The sequence below is a fragment of the Erythrobacter sp. S259 genome (assembly GCF_057364965.1).
In genome coordinates, this window is the sequence record NZ_CP200286.1 from 1863166 (window position 1) to 1880975 (window position 17810).

12 protein-coding genes are annotated in these 17810 nt (G+C 57.4%); 4 read left to right on the forward strand and 8 right to left on the reverse strand.

Going from position 1 to position 17810, the window contains the following annotated elements; all coding sequences use genetic code 11:
• Positions 1-11: 11 nt before the first annotated feature.
• Positions 12-1244: a sensor histidine kinase gene (locus tag AC0V60_RS09000; RefSeq protein ID WP_486178139.1), complete on the reverse strand. Its 1233-nt coding sequence runs from the start codon at positions 1242-1244 to the stop codon at positions 12-14.
• Between the two features lie 215 nt (positions 1245-1459).
• Between AC0V60_RS09000 and AC0V60_RS09005 the strand changes: the two genes are divergently transcribed.
• Positions 1460-2143: a DUF2490 domain-containing protein gene (locus AC0V60_RS09005; protein ID WP_486178140.1), complete on the forward strand. Its 684-nt coding sequence runs from the start codon at positions 1460-1462 to the stop codon at positions 2141-2143.
• Positions 2144-2171: 28 nt separating this feature from the next.
• Here the strand turns inward: AC0V60_RS09005 and AC0V60_RS09010 are convergent, their stop codons facing one another.
• From AC0V60_RS09010 to AC0V60_RS09030, 5 genes are all read right to left on the reverse strand, one after another.
• Positions 2172-3371, reverse strand: a complete 1200-nt coding sequence (locus tag AC0V60_RS09010) for a CaiB/BaiF CoA transferase family protein (protein ID WP_486178141.1) — start codon at positions 3369-3371, stop codon at positions 2172-2174.
• Complete coding sequence (locus AC0V60_RS09015; RefSeq protein WP_486178142.1) at positions 3364-5247, reverse strand: hydantoinase B/oxoprolinase family protein; 1884 nt, start codon at positions 5245-5247, stop codon at positions 3364-3366. The genes AC0V60_RS09010 and AC0V60_RS09015 overlap by 8 nt, the downstream gene beginning before the upstream one ends.
• Before the next feature lie 124 nt (positions 5248-5371).
• Positions 5372-7432, reverse strand: a complete 2061-nt coding sequence (locus AC0V60_RS09020; protein ID WP_486178143.1) for a hydantoinase/oxoprolinase family protein — start codon at positions 7430-7432, stop codon at positions 5372-5374.
• The gene (locus tag AC0V60_RS09025; RefSeq protein ID WP_486178144.1) at positions 7432-8370 is read right to left on the reverse strand and encodes a hydroxymethylglutaryl-CoA lyase; all 939 of its coding nucleotides are present in this window, start codon (positions 8368-8370) and stop codon (positions 7432-7434) included. The genes AC0V60_RS09020 and AC0V60_RS09025 overlap by 1 nt, the downstream gene beginning before the upstream one ends.
• Positions 8370-9050, reverse strand: a complete 681-nt coding sequence (locus AC0V60_RS09030; RefSeq protein ID WP_486178145.1) for a GntR family transcriptional regulator — start codon at positions 9048-9050, stop codon at positions 8370-8372. Before AC0V60_RS09030 ends, AC0V60_RS09025 begins: the two co-directional genes overlap by 1 nt.
• A 276-nt stretch (positions 9051-9326) precedes the next feature.
• Between AC0V60_RS09030 and AC0V60_RS09035 the strand changes: the two genes are divergently transcribed.
• Positions 9327-11855, forward strand: coding sequence for a TonB-dependent receptor (locus tag AC0V60_RS09035; RefSeq protein WP_486179473.1), 2529 nt, complete (start codon positions 9327-9329; stop codon positions 11853-11855).
• Positions 11856-12018: 163 nt separating this feature from the next.
• The gene (locus AC0V60_RS09040) at positions 12019-13617 is read left to right on the forward strand and encodes an alkaline phosphatase D family protein (protein WP_486178146.1); all 1599 of its coding nucleotides are present in this window, start codon (positions 12019-12021) and stop codon (positions 13615-13617) included.
• 72 nt (positions 13618-13689) lie between these two features.
• On the opposite strand, the gene AC0V60_RS09045 is transcribed toward AC0V60_RS09040, so the two are convergent.
• Together AC0V60_RS09045 and AC0V60_RS09050 are read right to left on the reverse strand one after the other, a co-directional pair.
• The gene (locus AC0V60_RS09045) at positions 13690-15342 is read right to left on the reverse strand and encodes a hypothetical protein (RefSeq protein ID WP_486178147.1); all 1653 of its coding nucleotides are present in this window, start codon (positions 15340-15342) and stop codon (positions 13690-13692) included.
• A 32-nt stretch (positions 15343-15374) separates the two neighbouring features.
• On the reverse strand, positions 15375-16979 hold the full coding sequence (locus tag AC0V60_RS09050; RefSeq protein WP_486178148.1) for a WD40/YVTN/BNR-like repeat-containing protein: 1605 nt from the start codon (positions 16977-16979) through the stop codon (positions 15375-15377).
• Positions 16980-17163: 184 nt separating this feature from the next.
• Here AC0V60_RS09050 and AC0V60_RS09055 point away from each other — a divergent pair, with 184 nt between their 5' ends.
• Entirely contained in the window at positions 17164-17802 is a 639-nt protein-coding gene (locus AC0V60_RS09055) for an isochorismatase family protein (RefSeq protein ID WP_486178149.1), read from the forward strand.
• Positions 17803-17810: the final 8 nt, after the last annotated feature.

Consider the following 17810-nt stretch of genomic DNA (forward strand, 5'->3'; position numbering starts at 1 on the left):
AGAGGGATGGATCATAGAGATGCGGGAAAACGCGCTTCGACCACAACACCACCAGCCTCTCCTGCCCCCCAGCTCAGAGTACCGCCGATGAGCGACATTCGTTCTTTCATTACTTCAATTCCGATGTTCTTTCCCGAAAAAACACCGTCTTGTGTGGTTTCTTCCGAAGGTCCGACCCCATGATCTTCGATCTGCAATATCAGCGGATCGGTGTCGAACTGCGCATATACCGAGACAGCGCAAGAACCGCCAGAATGCTTGCGAATATTCGCCGCAGCTTCTTGCGCAACACGAAAAACAGCATTTTCAATCAGAGGGTTGAGGCGGCGATCGTTTCGCAGCAGTGTTTGAGACACCTCGTACCCATCTGCCTCAAGACTATCAAACAGGGCTTGCAGGGCAGGCACCAGCCCTAAATCATCGAGCAGTGTGGGCCGCAGCCCTCCAATGACGCGGCGCAGTTCTGATACGAGCGAGCGGGCAACCTCGCTAGGCTGCAATTGGCCATTCGCCGGTCCGTTTCCGTGCGAGCTATCGACTTCGGGGCTCTCGAGAATACGCACCAAAGCCGTTGCGGTCTGCGCTACGCCGTCGTGCAATTCGTGACTGACCCGGCGGCGTTCCTCTTCTTGCGCGGTAAAAATCTTGTCGAGCAGCTTGCCAAGTGTTTGCTCACGCGCTTGTAGCTGTGAGACCAGGCGCGCGCGCTCGTTGTCTTTTGTGATACGGTCGATGGTCGACCCGATAAGGTCGAGTTTCATGCTGAAAGCATCGCGGTCTTCGGCATCTGGAATATCTCCAAGCTCCGTAAGGCCGTCTACGATCAGCCAAGCGATTGGAACCGTATCATCGCCCGGTGCAGCTATTGGGATAGCGCCTTCAACGCTCACGCCGTCTTGCGATACAAACACCCGTCCACCGCGGCAGCCGGCAAAAAAAGCCAGCCTTTGCGCGCAGCGTTCAAGAACTGCCTCGAGCGTGGCCTCGTTCGCCTCTGCCAGTTCGCGCGCTGAGATAGACAAAAGCCGCAGCCGCGCAGCGCGCGCTTCGGATGCGCGGTAAAGCTCGCGCAGCTCGGCGATTGATTCCGCATCTGACGGCATAACGGGCGATGGATCCTGCATACCCCCTATAATAGGGTGCGCTTTCAAAACTGCATAGGCCGCCCGGCCTAAACCGGGAAGACTGCCAAGCGGCTGACGCATGTGCTGCGTCACCGCGCTAGTCAGATTGCATGCCGGCATGGCCGGACTGTCAATAAAGCGGTGCCCCTTGTTTGCCCCTCCCCTCCCCTTCAAGGGGCACCGTGACAGCCCTCTAAGCCGGCCAGTGGCGGCCGTGGACGGCACATTACAGCAATGGCGCGCGGGCCCCGTCACACCGTTTGCCAAATGATACCGGCGATTGGAGCGCCGCTGCCTTTTTGAGGCAATGCCTTTTTCGACAAACGAGGTTGATCGTGACTTTTCCAAACAAGACCGCGCTTCTTATCGGGGCATTGGCGATGCCGTTTGCAGTGCCTGCGACCGCGACCGAAGATGATTTTAATGTGTGGACTGGACAATTTGTGACGGTCGACCTTGGCGAAGACCGTGATTGGTATCTTCGCGCCGAAGCGCAAGAACGCTTTACTGATGATGCCGAGAGGCTGGGCCAGTTGCTGCTGCGCTCATTCGTTGGTTACCGGATCACCGACAAAGTCAATATCGGAGGGGGCTATGCATATATACTTACCGATCCGGTCGGCCCGCCCGAACTTAATGAGCACCGCTTTTATCAAGAATTGAACGTGCGCCTGATCGACAAAGACGGCGTAACGCTCGATTCCCGGACCCGGCTTGAGCAGAGGACTTTTGAAGAGGCAGATGGCACCTCATGGCGGTTTCGCAACTTTGTCCAATTGAAGGTGCCGATCTCCGAGAACAACAAATTTGTCGCCTATACAGAGCCCTTCATCGAGCTGAACGACACCGCCGTGCAGTCAGGCGGGCTTAGTGTGTGGCGCAATTTTGTCGGCGTCTCGGTTCCGCTCGGCAAAAACATTGAGGCGGCTCCAGGCTATCTCAACCAAACCATCTTTCGAGACGGGCGCGAGGACCGAATGGATCACATTGCCAATGTGAACGTGTTTGTGAAATTCTAAATTGGTCGATTAAAGAAAGACGCGCAGCTTACATAAACCCGCGACTAGCTTTGTCGGCCACTTCGCTTTCATCCCAGCCCAAAAGCTCGCCCAAAACTTCCGCATTGTGCTGCCCCGGCGTCACCGGAGCCGTCCGGCGCACCTGCCCTTGCGTCTTAGAAAAGCGCGGGAAAGCGTTCTGCATCTTGAGCGGGCCATGCTTTTCAGTCTCGACCTCGATAATCGCCTCACGCTCCTGAAAATGGGGATCGGCGAGCATGTCTTTGGCGGTGTAGACGCGGCCTGCAGGGATTGAGTACTCGATCATCAATGCGTCCAATTCATCAATCGTCAGCACCGCGGTCCATTCATTGATGAGGTTGTCGAGCTCGGTCTGATGAGCCCCGCGCGCAAGGTGGGTCGCATAGCGTTCATCCTCACCCAATTCAGGCCTGCCCATCGCCTTCGCAAACCGCTTAAAAATCGCGTCATTGTTCGCGCCGATCATAAACGGGCCATCCTTGGCCGAGTAAACATTGCTGGGCGCGATACCTTTGAGGATTGAACCAGAACGCTCGCGGATAAAATCGTTCTTGTCGTATTCGGGGACGAGCCCCTCCATGACCTGAAGCACGGCTTCGTAAAGAGCGGTGTCGATCACCTGCCCCTCACCGGTTTTCTGACGGTGGTGAAGCGCGGCAAGCACGCCCATCGTGCCGTAAGTCGCGCAAAGCGTGTCACCGATTGAGACGCCCATACGTGCAGGCGGCCGGTCGGGATCACCCACAATATAGCGCCAACCACCCATAGCCTCGCCAATGCCGCCAAACCCGGCGCGAGTGGAGTAAGGCCCTGTCTGGCCATAGCCCGACATGCGCGCGATAATGAGGCCGGGATTGGTTTTGTGAAGCTCTTCGGGTCCAAGCCCCCACTTCTCTAGCGTCCCGGGCTTGAAGTTCTCGATCAGAATATCCGCCTTGGCGATGAGCTGACGGGCAATATCTTGCCCCTCGGGCACGCGAAGGTTGCAGGTGACCGAGCGTTTGTTGCGTGCGATCACTTCCCATTGGACTTTCTCCTCGCCCTGCCCCCATTCGCGCATGGGGTCGCCCTTTCCGGGCGGCTCAATCTTGATGACGTCCGCCCCCATATCGCCAAGCAATTGGCCGCAGAAAGGCCCTGCCAGAAGTTGGCCCATCTCGACTACGCGGAGGCCTGCAAGGGCGCCTGTGTTAATCGCTTCAACCATGGCGCTGCTGATCCCACGAAGGTTGGATTGGCGCCTCGAGGCCGGTATCGTCTTTGCAGTTGGCGCGAAGGGTTTCGATGTCGGGGCCATAATCGAACAACGCAAGCTCACCGCGCGCAGCCTTGATCGCCGCACGCGAGGTCTTGGTGCCGCTTTCATCGACGCTGTGATCGTCATTGATGATAACGCCGTAATCGCGCGCGCCTTCTTGCGTCACGAGACCTTGGCGCACTTCCAATGCCACCAGCTCAGGATCGCGTGTCAGCGGGTCACCCCAACCTCCGCCGCCCCATGTGATGAAGTGGAGCTGTTCGCCCGCCTTCACCTCGACGTCTTCGACCTTATTGCCGACGATTTCGGTGGTGCCGTCGAGGCGTTCGAGAAGCTTGGTCGCGCGTTTACCCGGATGGCCGCCGTTGACGCCCCAAGGCGGCACAAACCAGCGGTCATCGTGGATCGCAATCGCGCCGTCCGCCAAGAAGCGGTAGGTCATGTGAATGCCATTGCCGCCCCGGTGGAGACCGGCTCCGCCTGAGTCTGGTGCAGTCTCATAGCGTTCAATCCGCAAGGGGAAATAGCGCTCAAGAAACTCGTTGGGCACGTTGGTAAATCCCGGCCACAGCGAGTGCCCATCAGGACCGTCACCCAGTGGCCGTCCCGGAATACCGCCAAAGCCGATCTGGAAGAGCTGGAACCAATCCGCTTTCTTGCCCTCGCGGTTATCCCAACCCGAATAGAACAGGTGCGGCGATGAGGAGAAGCCAGCGGCATTCAGGAACTCAGGCGTACCTTGGCCGAGCAGTCCGCCAAGAATATCAAAGATGCGGCCCAGCGCGTGGGTGCGGCCTGACAATGCCGCCGGGAACTTTGGCTTGAGCAAAGACCCTTCCGGAATGCGCACTTCAATGAGATCATAGAACCCATCGTTGAACAGGATCTGAGGGTCGAAGACCATGATCATGTAGATGCCGAAGAACATCTTAAACATGTTTTCATTGAGGTAGAAATTGATCGACGCCGCTGACTGCGGATCGGTGCCGTCGAAGTCCAAAATCACCTTATCGCCATCGCGCCACATGGTGCATTTGATCTTGTAGGGGCCATAGCCCTTGCCGTCGTCGCAGATGAAATCTTCAAAGCTGTTTTTAGCTTCAGGGATCGCCTGACCAATCAGCGCCTTCATCGCGCGGTGGTTGCGCGCCAGCAGTTCCTGGGTGGCGGAGTAATACACATCATCGCCAAAGCGCTCTGCCATTTCGACAAGGCGATTGGAGGCCACGCGGCAGCTAGCAATGAGCGCGTTCAAATCCGCCTGACACCAATCGGGTTTGCGCGTTTGGTGCATGACGAGCTTCATCAGGTCGTCATTATATTCGCCTTTTTTCCAGATCTTAACGGGCGGAATGCGCACGCCTTCTTGGAAAATCGAGGTTGCCTCAATCGGCATGGAGCCGGGCACCATGCCGCCAATATCGGACTGGTGCCCGAACATGGCGGTGTAGGCGATCAGGCGTCCATCTTTGAACACGGGCAGCATGACGAGCCAGTCGTTCGAGTGACTGATCGCGCCTTCGCACGAATATGGATCGGAGAGGAAGATCATGTCTCCATCCTCAATCGTGCCCTCAAAGCTCTTTAGAAATCCACCGATGAAGCTGCCGAATTGGCCCACGATCATCTTGCCCGATGGGTCTGCGATCAGCGGGAAGGCATCGCCCTGCTCGCGAATACCGGGGCTCATGGCAGTGCGCACAAGCGTCGCGTCCATTTCGGTGCGCGCGTTCCTCAGAGCGTTCTCGATAATATCGAGCGTGACCGGGTCGATATCTAGTTTTTTAAAGGGCGCGGTGTTGGTTTCGATGATTTGTGCTGGCATTATTGCGCTCCAAAATTCTCTATGTCGGCATTCCGGCACAAGCCGGAATCCAGGGAGCGGCACTGGTGGCTCCGCACTGGACCCCGGCCTGCGCCGGGGTGACGGGAAAGGTGAAGTTTCTGCATCACGGTGCAGCCGTTGGATTGATCAAGATATTGCCCACCGCATCGATTGTCGCGGTGCAATCGTGCTCAACGAGGGTGGTTGAATCCATCTCGGTTATGATCGCAGGGCCGGGAATGGTGTCCCCTTGGAGCAGTTTCGCGCGGTCGTAGATGACGGCAGCGCGCTCCTCCCCATCCATCCACAACGTGTGGTCCTTTATCTTGGCATGGGCCGGATCGCCGCCGCCTTTAGCTAGCTCTTGGGCCTCCAATTCGAGCGACTCTCCGAGAGCCACAGCGCGCAGGTTCACGATCTCATGGGGTGTGTCCATGTTGAAGGTGAAGAGGCGGCGGTGCTCTTCGTCAAAGCGGGCCAGCAGTCCATCAATTCCAAGCTCACGCAGAGTGTTCTGATCAACTGTGAGAGGAACCTCAAAGGCCTGCCCTGCATAGCGCACATCAATCTCAAACTCGCTGGTGATGCTGTCTGGCGGAATACCATCTTGCTCCAACTCACTGCAAGTTTGCTCAGCCATTTCGTCCAGAACCTCGATCAGCTCGGCGACGTCGGTATTCATCGCAAGCTTGCTGAAAGAGCGCGCAGTCTCAGTCCGCATACGCGTTGTCGCATCGCCCAGAGCGCAGAGCACTCCGGGGGAGACGGGCGAGACAGCAGGCCAGGAACCCATCAATTTCGCTACAGCGTTGACGTGCAAAGGCCCTGCCCCGCCAAAGCCCATGAGGGCAAAGTGGCGCGGGTCATAGCCTTGCTGAACGCTAATCATGCGAAGCGCGCCGAACATATTCTCATTGACGATATCAATGATCCCGCGCGCTGCATCCATGAGGGGGACGCTGAGCGCATCGGCAATCGTCTGTACCGCCTTTTTTGCGCCTTCGCGGTCGAGCTTAAACGATCCACCGAGCAAGTCCTCGGGCAAATAACCGAGCACCACATTGGCATCGGTCACGGTGGGCAGTTCGCCTCCTTTGGAATAGGCCACCGGCCCCGGCACAGCTCCCGCGCTTTCAGGGCCGACCCGAAGCGCTCCGGTCAATTCCGGCACGTGAGCGATAGAGCCGCCGCCCGCCCCAACAGTCTTTACGTCAAGAGCCGAAGCACGCACCGACAAGTGTCCCACTTCCGTGGTCCGCACCCGGCGCGGCTCAAGCTTTTCGATGAGCGCAACATCCGTAGACGTCCCGCCCACATCGAGCGTCAAAATGTTCTTAAGCCCTGCGTTGTTCGCCACCCAAACCGCGCCCGTCACGCCGCCAGCAGGACCGGACATAAGGATATTGACCGGATGCTCCTGCGCCTTCTCGCTGCTCATCAAACCACCGTCTGAACGCAGCAGCGAGAGCTTGCCCTTCACGCCTGCTTCGACAAGCTTGTCGCGCAAATTGGCGATGTAATTGCCCACCACCGGGCGCACAGCCGCATTGGCGACGGTGGAGAGCGTGCGTTCATATTCCTGCATCTCGGGAAGCACTTTGTGGCTTAAGGAAATCGGCACATCGGGGCCGAAAACCTCCTCAGCAATCGCGCCGATCTGCTTCTCATGCGCGCCGTTGACATAGGCGTTGATGAGGCTGACGGTGATTGCCTCGACACCTGAGGCTTTTAGCTGCTGCAGAGCCGCCCGAGCCCCTGCCTTATCGACGGGGCGCACTTCATTGCCATCGGCGTCCATCCGGCCGCCCACGGTAAGGGTGTCTTCAAGCGCAGCCAAAGGCTGAGGCTTGGGCCATACGATCCACGCCGCCAAACCGCCGGGCACAAAACTGCGCGCGATTTGCATGATGTCGCGGTAGCCTTCGGTGGTGATAAGCCCGACACGCGCGCCCTTGTTTTGCAGAACCGCATTGGTCGCAACCGTCGTGCCGTGCAGGAAGAACTCAATATCACCCGGATCAACCTCGGCTTCAGCAGTGATCGCCAGCACGCCGTTCAGGATACCTTCCGAACTGTCATGCGGGGTCGAAGGCGTTTTGTGCCGCCAGAAAGCCCCAGAATCTTGATCGAACAGCAGCAGATCGGTGAACGTGCCACCCACATCCACACCCAGACGGTAACGCATCAGGCGATTTCCTTCTTGTCAGGTTGAGCGGCCGGAAAACCGCCAGACTTGGCAACCATCGCTGGTAGCTCTTTGGCCATAATGTGCGAAAGCCAAGCGTTGGTCTCAATGAGTTTTGCAAGCGAAACGCCGGTGTCTATCCCAGCGCGCTCCAGCATATATTGCACATCTTCGGTGGCGACATTGCCCGCAGAACCCGGTGCAAAAGGACATCCGCCCAGCCCGCCGATAGAGGCATCAATGGTCGAAGCCCCGGCCTCAATCGCGGCCCACACATTGGCGAGCCCCGTCCCGCGCGTGTTGTGAAAATGCATTCGCACGGGCAGATCGCCCACGACTTTTTTCACCCCTTTGATCAGACGCGTGACATGCGCTGGATTTCCCACGCCAATCGTGTCCGCAAGCGCGATCTCAACCGGCCCCGCCTCAACCACCGCCTTCGCTATTGCGATCACCCGTTCCTCAGCGACCTCACCTTCAAACGGGCATCCGAAACTTGCGGCAATGGTCGCTTGCGCTGTTTTGCCTGCTTTGTGAGCGGTGTCGATGATGGCCTTCGCCGCCTCAACCGAACCTTCCGAGGTCTGCCCTTGATTGCGCATCGCAAAGGTGTCTGTCGCCACACAAACCGCACCCAATTGGTCAATTCGCCCCGTCGCCAGCGCCCGGCCCGCCCCGCGCTGGTTCATAACAAGACCAATGTAGGTCACATCATCGCGGTCCGGCAGGCCAGCGCATACCACGTCAGCATCCGCCATTTGCGCCACAGCTTTGGGATTGACGAAGCTCGTCACCTCAATCCGCCGCGCCCCAGCGTCAATCGCTCGGAAAATCAGGCTGAGCTTATCTTCAGTTGAGACAGCCGTTTTCTCGTTCTGGAGTCCGTCACGCGGGCTCACTTCAACGATTTCGACAGTTTTTGTATACACTGTTGCCATTACGCCGCACCCTTCGACCGCTTAACTTCCGCCTTCCCAAATCCAGTGTGGGCATCCGCATAGGCGTGAAAAGCGCGGCGAATGTGTCCCGCCATAATGCTCATCGCCCAGACCCCATCGCGCCTCTCAAAAGCGGTCAAAAGGTCAGCATGCTCGCCATGCGAACTCTGGAAAGCCTCTGGATCATAATGCTGCGCTGTGCGCCAGATAACCGGCTGCTCAATAAGGGTTGTCAAAAGACTCTTCAAACGCGGAGACCCTGCCGTCTCAAGCACGAGCGCATGAAATTCACGGTTGCGATCCAAAAAGGTCGTGATATCGGGCTCCGCCTTGGAGATTGCTATATATATCCCTTCGTTACATGAAGTTAGCCGCGCAAGGATATCACCTGTCATGCGTTCAGCTGCTCGCTTCGCCGCATGCCCTTCCAGCATCGCGCGAAGCTCAAACGCATCGGCCACGTCATCCAAAGACCAGTCTGCAACATAGCTGCGCTGCGATTCGGTACGGCGCACCAAAAGGTCCGCCTCCAACTGTCTAAGCGCCTCGCGGACAGGTGTACGCGACACGTCGCAAATCTGCGCCAATGCCTCCTCGCGCAATGCATCCCCCGAGGACAATTCGCCGGATAGGATCATGTTTCTGATCGTCTCATAGGCGCGGTCTGACGCTTTTGTCATAGTAAGATTTTCATCCAACATGAAGGGCTTGCAAGAGGTCGCGCCAAGGCTTTGAGCAGCCTTGACTCCAAGCAATTGTATACAATAGTGTCTGAACCATGCAAGGCGCTCTTCGAAAAGCGCGCTGCTTGTGAAGTGGCGGGATCCACTTTGGCTGCAACAACGCAGTCTGGTGCCAAAAGGATCATTCGTGTCAGCAAATTGTTCTAATGACGCCCCACAATGACCGACAGGGACGGTCAGGCGGCAACAGGGCAATTGAAAAAGGGAAAACACATGCGTCACCTCCACCTTTTATCCGCAGTCTCCTTTGCCAGCCTCGCTTTGGCCGCACCGCTCAGCGCGCAGGACAACGCCGCGTCTCAAAACGCCGACGCTCAAAATGCAGCGGAAGAAGACGATAACGCGATTATCGTCACAGCTCGCCGCCAGAATGAACGCTTGCAAGATGTGCCTGCTTCGGTGTCGGTTCTGACGGCGGATGCGCTGGAGAAGACGGGTGCTCAAAACGCGGCGGACTTCTCGCAGCTCACTCCAGGCGTGACCATCGTGACCGGTACGGCGGAAGCGGGCGACACACAGATTAACATCCGCGGCATCAACGGTGCGCGCGATGCGGAGAGCTCGGTCGCTTTGGTGGTCGACGGAATCCTTAAAACCAATACCGCGCAGCTCAATCAGAACCAAGGCACACTGCGCCAAGTCGAAATTCTCAAAGGTCCGCAGGGCGCTCTGTATGGCCGAAACGCGGCAGCCGGCGCAATTGTGCTCCAGACAGTGAAGCCCGGAGACTTTGCCGAGGGGGGCGTGCGCGCTTCTTATGCCAATGACAACACGTTCGAGGGGACAGCATATATCTCTACCCCGCTAGGCGAAAACATTGGTGTGGTTGCATCGGGCTACTACCGCACCACAGACGGCTTTTTCTTCAACGAGTTTCTCGATGACGATGTGGTCGACGATCAGGAAGTTTGGTCGGTCGACGGCCGTTTGGTCGCAGAGCTTGGCGATGCGACCGAAATCGACGTGAAGGCGCGGTATTCGCAGCTTCGCGGTGCGTCCATCAACTTCAACTCCTCGTTCCACATCCCGGCCTTCGGCGGCACCAACCCAGCTTTCTTCGAAGACGTGAACGAGCACCCATTTGTCTTCAATGGCAATATCCGCCCGACAAACGAGCAAGACAGCTTCGACATTTCAGCCAAGATCGAGCATGAGTTCGACAGTATTACGCTTACCGCATGGGCGCTTTACTCCGATGTCGATCAGCTCCTGACCGCCGATGGCACCAGCGCCGACTTTGCGCGCTTCATCTCGGCCGCTGACCCGGCTGCACAAGGCGTCGTCGACAGCTGCTTTGCGTCTACCGCTGAGCTTACCGGTTTTCCGATCGCTCAGCCCGGGTTTATCGGCCAAATCCCTGTGCCGTTTATCTTCGCGCCGGCCAATGGCTCCACCTTTGGCGCATACAGCCCGACCACATGCGACGGCACACAGCTGCAAATTCGCGAGCAATCCGACATCAGCGCTGAAATCCGGCTGGCCTCCAATGGCGGTGATGCACTGAGTTGGCAGATCGGCGCTTACTTCCTCAATATCGACCGTGAAACCGGCGTTTCCATCGGCGGTGATACAGGCGCGGGCGTTAGCCGCGAGCTGTTCAACGCGCCCGGCAGCTCCAACCCTACAAGCCTCCTTTTGAACGATGAATTCGATACCACGGTTTATGCTATCTTCGGCAATGCGGAGTATGCGTGGGAGGATATCACTTTGGGCCTTGCGCTGCGATATGACATCGAGGATCGCTCTTCAGAGAGCCTTGTACCTGCGGGCGCGCTTGACCCGTTCGCAGGCGGTCCGATCAACCCCGGCCTGGCCTTCGGCGCGTTCACCCCGGTAAGCGAGACCTTCAGGCAGCTTCAGCCGAAACTGTCTTTGAGCTACCAACCGAGCCCCGACCTCAATCTCTACGCCAACTGGGGAATTGGGTTTAAGTCGGGCGGCTTTAACAACCAAGGCTCTGCGGCGATCATTGATGCCAACTTCGTGCAGTTCATCGGCGCGGATGTGACCATTCAGGACGTGTACGACAAAGAAGTTTCGTCCGCCTTCGAAGCGGGGGTCAAAGGCGAGCTTTTAAACGGCCGGATCACTTTCGATCTGGCGGGTTACTACACCGATATTGACGACATGCAGTTCTTTGAGTTCTTCGTGGGCTCCTTTGGCCTGCTGCGCGTTGTGTCAAACATTGACGAGGTCGAGGTTTACGGCCTCGAGTTCAATACAAGCTTTGAAATCATCGAAGGCTGGAAGTTCTTTGGTTCTGTCAACGTCACCGAAAGCGAGATCAAGGCGAACAGCTCGCGGCCTTCGACAGTTGGGAATGAGAGCCCCTACACGGCCGATTACACGATCAACCTTGGCACTGAGATCGACACGCCGATGAGCGACAATGTCAACCTCATCATGCGGGCCGATTACCGCATCACGGGTCCAACCTGGTTCCATTCATTCCAAGATCAAACCTCGCCGACGCTGTTCTCAGGCTTGCTTCCGGGTTCGGCGCTCGCGCTTCCAGCCTTTGTAGGTGACGCAGACTACAGCGTCTCTCAGCGCGAAGCCTTTGGTGTTCTGAACCTTCGCGCCGGGTTCGAGATAGGTGATTTTACGGCGACCGTCTTCGCCGAAAACGCACTGAACCGCGAGTATTTGAACGAGGTGATCCCCGCGATTGAGTTTGGGGGATCGTTCATTTCACCTGGTGCCCGCCGATTGGTTGGAGTGGAGGTCGGTTATAGCTTCTGACGCCGGCACCATAAAAGAGCGCTTCGAGCGCCGCGAGAGGACAGGTCTTATCGCAAGGCCTGCCCTTTTCTTTTTGTGCGGTGTAAAAGAGCCTCGAACTGCCTTGAAGCTGCAACATGGTACGGGCAGCAAGCAAGACCTCAATTAATCGGGATCTTCATCAATGAATGACTACAGATCACGGCGGCTAGAACTCTCCCGGCGCCTTGCGCTCAAGTCCTTTGGTTCCTCCGCAATCCTTGGATTGTCGCTTGTCACAGCGACGGGCGCGATTGCTCATCCGGTGTTCCGGCAATACCCGTTTCAACTGGGCATTGCATCTGGCGAACCGGAGGCGGATGGCTTTGTGATCTGGACCCGCCTTGCCCCGCAGCCGTTTGAGCCCGGCTATGGCATGCTGCCTGCCCCGGTCGAAGTGAGCTGGGAAGTTGCAAGCGATGAGCGGATGCAGAACCGAGTGGCACAAGGCACAGCGGTTGCGCGGCCAGAGCTTGGCCATGCGGTGCATGTTGAAGTAGTAGGGCTCGAGCCCAATCGCCCCTATTTCTATCGTTTCTATTCAGGGCGCGAGCGGAGCGGGATTGGCCGCGCAAAAACGACGCCTGCGATTGGCCAACCGATTGACGGTTTGCGCTTTGGTGTTGCGGGATGCCAGAATTATGAGGAAGGCTATTACACCGCGCATCGCTATCTCGCGCAGGAAGAAGCGGACTTCATTTTTTGCTATGGCGATTATATTTACGAGTATCGCGGCGACCGCATGCGTGCCAAGTGGCACGGCGGGGTTGAGGAAAATGTGCGGCCTCACTTTGGCCAAGAAATCCACACTATTGAAGATTACCGCCGCCGCTACGCGCAATATAAGATGGACCCTGACCTTCAAGCCGCGCACGCCTCTGCCCCGTGGTTTGTGACCTGGGACGATCATGAAATCGACAACAATTGGGTCGCTGACATTGATCAGGACGGAACGCCCGCCTCGATCTTTGCCCTGCGCCAGCAAATGGCGATGCAAGCCTATTACGAACATATGCCTTTGCGCGCATCCTCCATGCCGCTGGGCAATCGGATGCAAATTTTCCGGCAGGCGCGTTTTGGTGACCTGCTCGATTTGAACCTGCTCGACACGCGGCAGTACCGGACGGATCAGCCGTGCGATGACCGCTGGGCGAGCTATTGCGATGGGGTTGATGATCGGGCCGCTCAGGTTCTGGGCAAAGCTCAAGAGGAGTGGCTGTTCGACAAGCTCGGCTCATCCAAAGCGCAGTGGCAGGTGCTTGCGCAGCAGATCATGATGATGGACCTCGACCGCAAAATTGGCGATGGCGAGGGTCGCAACCTCGACAGCTGGGGCGGCTATGAACGCCCTCGCGACCGGGTCTTGGCGCAAGTCAAAGAACTTGGCCGTGACAGCGTTGTCGTGCTGACGGGTGACGAGCACCAGAACTATGCAGGCGAGCTTCATTTGGATGGGCAGCGACCCGGTGCGCGCCCAATCGCAACCGAATTTGTGTCGACTTCGATTACATCGGGCGGAGATGGCTTGGACAAGCGCTCTGACACGGTGGAAATCCAAAAGGAAAACGAGTGTCTCAAATGGCACAATGCTCAGCGCGGCTATGTCATGTGCGATGTGACGCGCGATCAGTGGACGACCGAGTTTAAGACGGTGGACCATGTTTCCAAGCGTGGTGGTTCGATCAAAACGCGCAAGCGTATGGCAGTGGCGGCGGGTCAACCGGGCACCTTGGCCGAAGCCTAAAGCAACTAGACAACAAAAAGGGGCGGCTGAGAATACCTCACCCGCCCCTTTTTTGTGTCGCTTATTCAGCGCTTAGCCTGGAAAGTTCGGAACTCCGCTGCCCGGAATGTACGGCGCGCCTTGTGTCGCTAGCTCATCCTCAAGCGTCTCTACCCGAAGCTCCACATCGCGCAGTTGGCTGAGCACTTGCTGGAATTCGCTCTTAGCGACTTGGAAGGCGCTCTTATCCGAGCCCGTCACTGGCGATTGGTGGTTCCAGCCCCAACCCCTGATCTGCCCAATACGCTGGGAGATAGAGAATGGCACTGGCTCGTCGCGGCCTCCAATGGTCCGGTCGCCGAACAGCGATACATCGGCAGAATCGAGCAGGCTTTCGATCTGTTGAATGCTCGTGCGCTGTGCATCGTTAGGCTGTGGCAGAGCCTCAACTGCGACCTTCATCAGCTCGATCCGATTGCGCAGCTCGCGCGAAGCAGCGCCTGCACCGGAAACCGCTTTGGAAAGCTCAGCAGTTTCATTCTGGAAGGCGAGAACGCTTGCGCGATCGTCCGCCAACTCAGGGCTGTTGTTGAGCTCTTTCACAGTAAAGGTCTGCGGGTTCCCAAGCGGTGTCAGAATGCCGTTCACCCGCTTGCCCATCTGCACAGTGTATTCACCCGGAAGCACCAGCGGACCCGTGGGCGGGCTCGAGAAGATGCTGGTGCTTGGCGGAGCGAGGCTCGCGGGGTTCGGCGCAGGGTAGCGCAAATCCCAAGCCACCCGGTGGAGGCCCTTGGTGTGCGGTCCGGTCATACGGCGCACGATCTGGCCAGTTGCATCTGTAATCGTGAACACAATCGCAGGCGCATCCTCGCGGTCTTCTGCACGAAGCGCTTCCCACGATGGGTACGGCGTATCGCCGCCGGTCTTCTCAATTGTGCGCTCAGCCTTGCGGCGGCTTTGCGCGCGGGTTTCCAGCCCATCGCGAAGCGTGTAGGTGAAGACCGCGCCAAACGGCGGGTTTTCAGCGAACCAGAAGTTGTCACCATTGGACGCCTGTGCGCCGCCATAAGTGCCCCACAAATCGCCTTCAATATACATCCAAGGGTCGCGCACGGGGAAGAGCGTGGCTTCGCTCGCAGCGACCGTAGAGGCGCTGGTGCGCAGCGCCGAATAATCGTCGAGCACATAAATACCGCGCCCGAAAGTGCCCACCACGAGGTCATTCTCACGGCGCTGGATTTCGATGTCCCGCACGTCGATGGTCGGGAAATTTGCTTTGAGTTGCTGCCAATTGCCGCCGCCGTTCTGCGTGTAGAACAGGCCAAACTCGGTGCCTACGAAGAGCAGGTTCGGGTCAACATGATCCTCGGCAATCGTGTGGACAGAGCCCTTCCCAGGCAGATTACCCGCAATAGACGTCCACGTCCGGCCACGGTCATTGCTGCGATAAACGTAAGGCTTATCATCCCCGCGCTTATGATTGTCGAAAACCGCATAGGCGACGCCCGCATTGTGAACCGAGCTGACGATGTCTTCAACGAGCGTCATCTCCGGCACGCCGCGCACGGTAGTGAGCCTGCGCCAGTTTGCACCGTTATTCTCGGTGACTGAGATCACCCCGTCATCGGTGCCAACGTAAATCAGACCTTCGACGAGCGGGCTCTCAGAAAGCGCAATCGCCGCGCCGTAAATCGAAGTGCTGTCGTTCTTCGCAATCGCATCAACGCTCCACACACGGCCCATAACTTCGAGCGCGTTGCGGTCAATCTGGCGGGTCAGATCAGGGCTGATCTTCTCCCAGGAATTGCCTTGGTCGTTGGAAGCGAAGAGATACTCCGCCGCGTAGTAGATCCGATCCGGGTTATGCGGACTGATAAGAAGCGGCGTGTTCCAGTTCCATTTGTATGCTGGCTCACCGGGCTCTGGCTGGGGGTGAGGAATACCCGCTCCTGTGTGCGCCGGTCATAGCGCGCCAAACCGCCATATTGGTACTGTGTGTAAACAAGGTTGGGATCGCGCGGGTCGATTTGAGGCTTATAGCCGTCACCTCCCAGCACAATGTGCCAATCGGAATTGGTGATGCCGTGGACGAGCGTCGTGCGCGAAGGCCCACACAGCGAGTTGTTGTCCTGCGTCCCCCCGCACACATTGTAAAACGGCGCCGCGTTATCGGGCTGGATGCGATAGAACTGCACAATCGGCAGGTTCTGGAAATGCCTCCATTTCTGGCCTCCATCCCAGCTTTCATAAACCCCGCCATCACCGCCGATGATCATGTGCGAGGTGTTGTTCTCATCAATCCACAGCGCATGGTCGTCCACATGGCGCGCCGCATTGCTCAGATCAGAGAAAGTCTTACCCCCATCGGTCGAGCGCTTTGAAAACGTGTCGAGCGAATAGAGAACATCCGGGTTTTTCGGATCGACCACGATCTCGTTATAGTACTGGGGGCTGGTGGTCATATGACCCGAGCGTTTTTCCCAGCTCTGACCAAAATCAGTCGAGCGATAAACGCCCTTCTCATCGTCCTGCGCCTCAATAATCGCATAGAGCATATTCGGATCAGACGGCGCCATGGCAAGACCGATGCGGCCCAAATCATCTTTACCCGGAAGGCCTGACGAGACCTTGTTCCAGCTTTCACCGCCATCGCTCGAACGGTGAATAGCAGACCCCGGACCGCCGTTGATCAGCACCCACACATGGCGACGTCGCTGATACGAAGATGCGGTGATCAGGTTGTAATTGTCCGGGTGGACGACAAACTCGTTAATGCCGGTGTGCTCGTCAATCTCGAGGATGAGCTCCCAGCTCTCCCCGCCATCGGTCGTCTTATAAAGCCCGCGATCCCCGCCTGCCGACCACAACGGGCCTTGCGCTGCAACCAAAACGTGGTCTGCATCCTCAGGGTTGATCCAAACTTGGGAGATGTGGCCTGAGTCCTTGAGGCCCATATTCTTCCATGATTTGCCGCCATCGGCGGATTTGTAGACGCCGTCACCAAAGGCAACCGAGCGCTGAGCGTTGTTTTCACCCGTGCCAACCCAGATGGTATTTTCATCGCTAGGGGCGATCTCAACAACTCCGATAGAATAGGCACCCTCGCGGTCAAAGATCGGGGTCCAGGTGGTGCCTGCATCCTTCGTAACCCAAAGACCGCCAGAGGCTGTTGCGACAATGTAGTGGTGCGAGCCGCCTTTGAAGAAAGCAAAATCCGAGATACGGCCGGAGACATAAGAGGGACCGATGAGCCGTAGGGGAAGTGAGGACAGAGCGCTTTTGTCATCATCTTGTGCCATCGCAGGAGCGCCGGTGCCCACTCCCATCAGCAAAGCGATGAATGCAAATGCGCGGGCAGCGGATTGGAAAAGATGTCTCATGGCCTCGTGGCCTCCCCGATAACGACTCTCTTGAGGGGCGACCTTAGTCAAGAAACACGCCTTGGCAACGCGCAACTTTTGTGCGCGCCGCTTTTCGAATGAGCCACAGCCCCCGCACAAGCTCTATCAGCCAAGCCGCCGCTTCACGCTTGACCCTTGTTCCCGCCTCGTCAAAGACAAAGTAATGTCAGATAGTTTGGATGAAAATTACGCAAAGGCCTATGGAGGTACGGCCGGGTTCGGAAAATCGCCCGCGCTGATACTGATCGACTTTGTTGAAGGCTATTTCGATCCCGATTGCGACCTCTATGCCGGGGTTGAGGATGCACTCGCCTCTGCCCTTCGCGTCAGGGAAGCCGCGCAAAGGGCCGGTCTCCCTGTCATTCTCACAAATGTGGTCTATCACCCGAAGGCCATCAACGGCGGGCGCTTTTATGAAAAGGCCCCTCCCTTACGGTATTTCCTTGAAGGCAGCCCGATGGGCGCTTGGCCCAAAGGGTTGGAGCCTACTGCCGACGAGCTTGTCATCTCCAAACAATACCCAAGTGCATTCTTCGGAACCTCCCTCGCCTCGACCCTAAACAGTATGCGTGTGGACAATGTGATCCTGACAGGGCTCACCACGAGCGGATGCGTGCGCGCGACGTGCGTGGATGCGATGAGCCATGGCTTCATCACAACCGTCGTACGCGAGGCATGCGGAGACAGGCATAATGGCCCTCACGAAGCGAACCTCTTTGATATGCAAGCAAAGTATGCCGACGTTGTATCTGACGACCAAATCATCGCCTATCTTACGTCGCTTGGCGTAGCGCAAAAGTGATTGATATC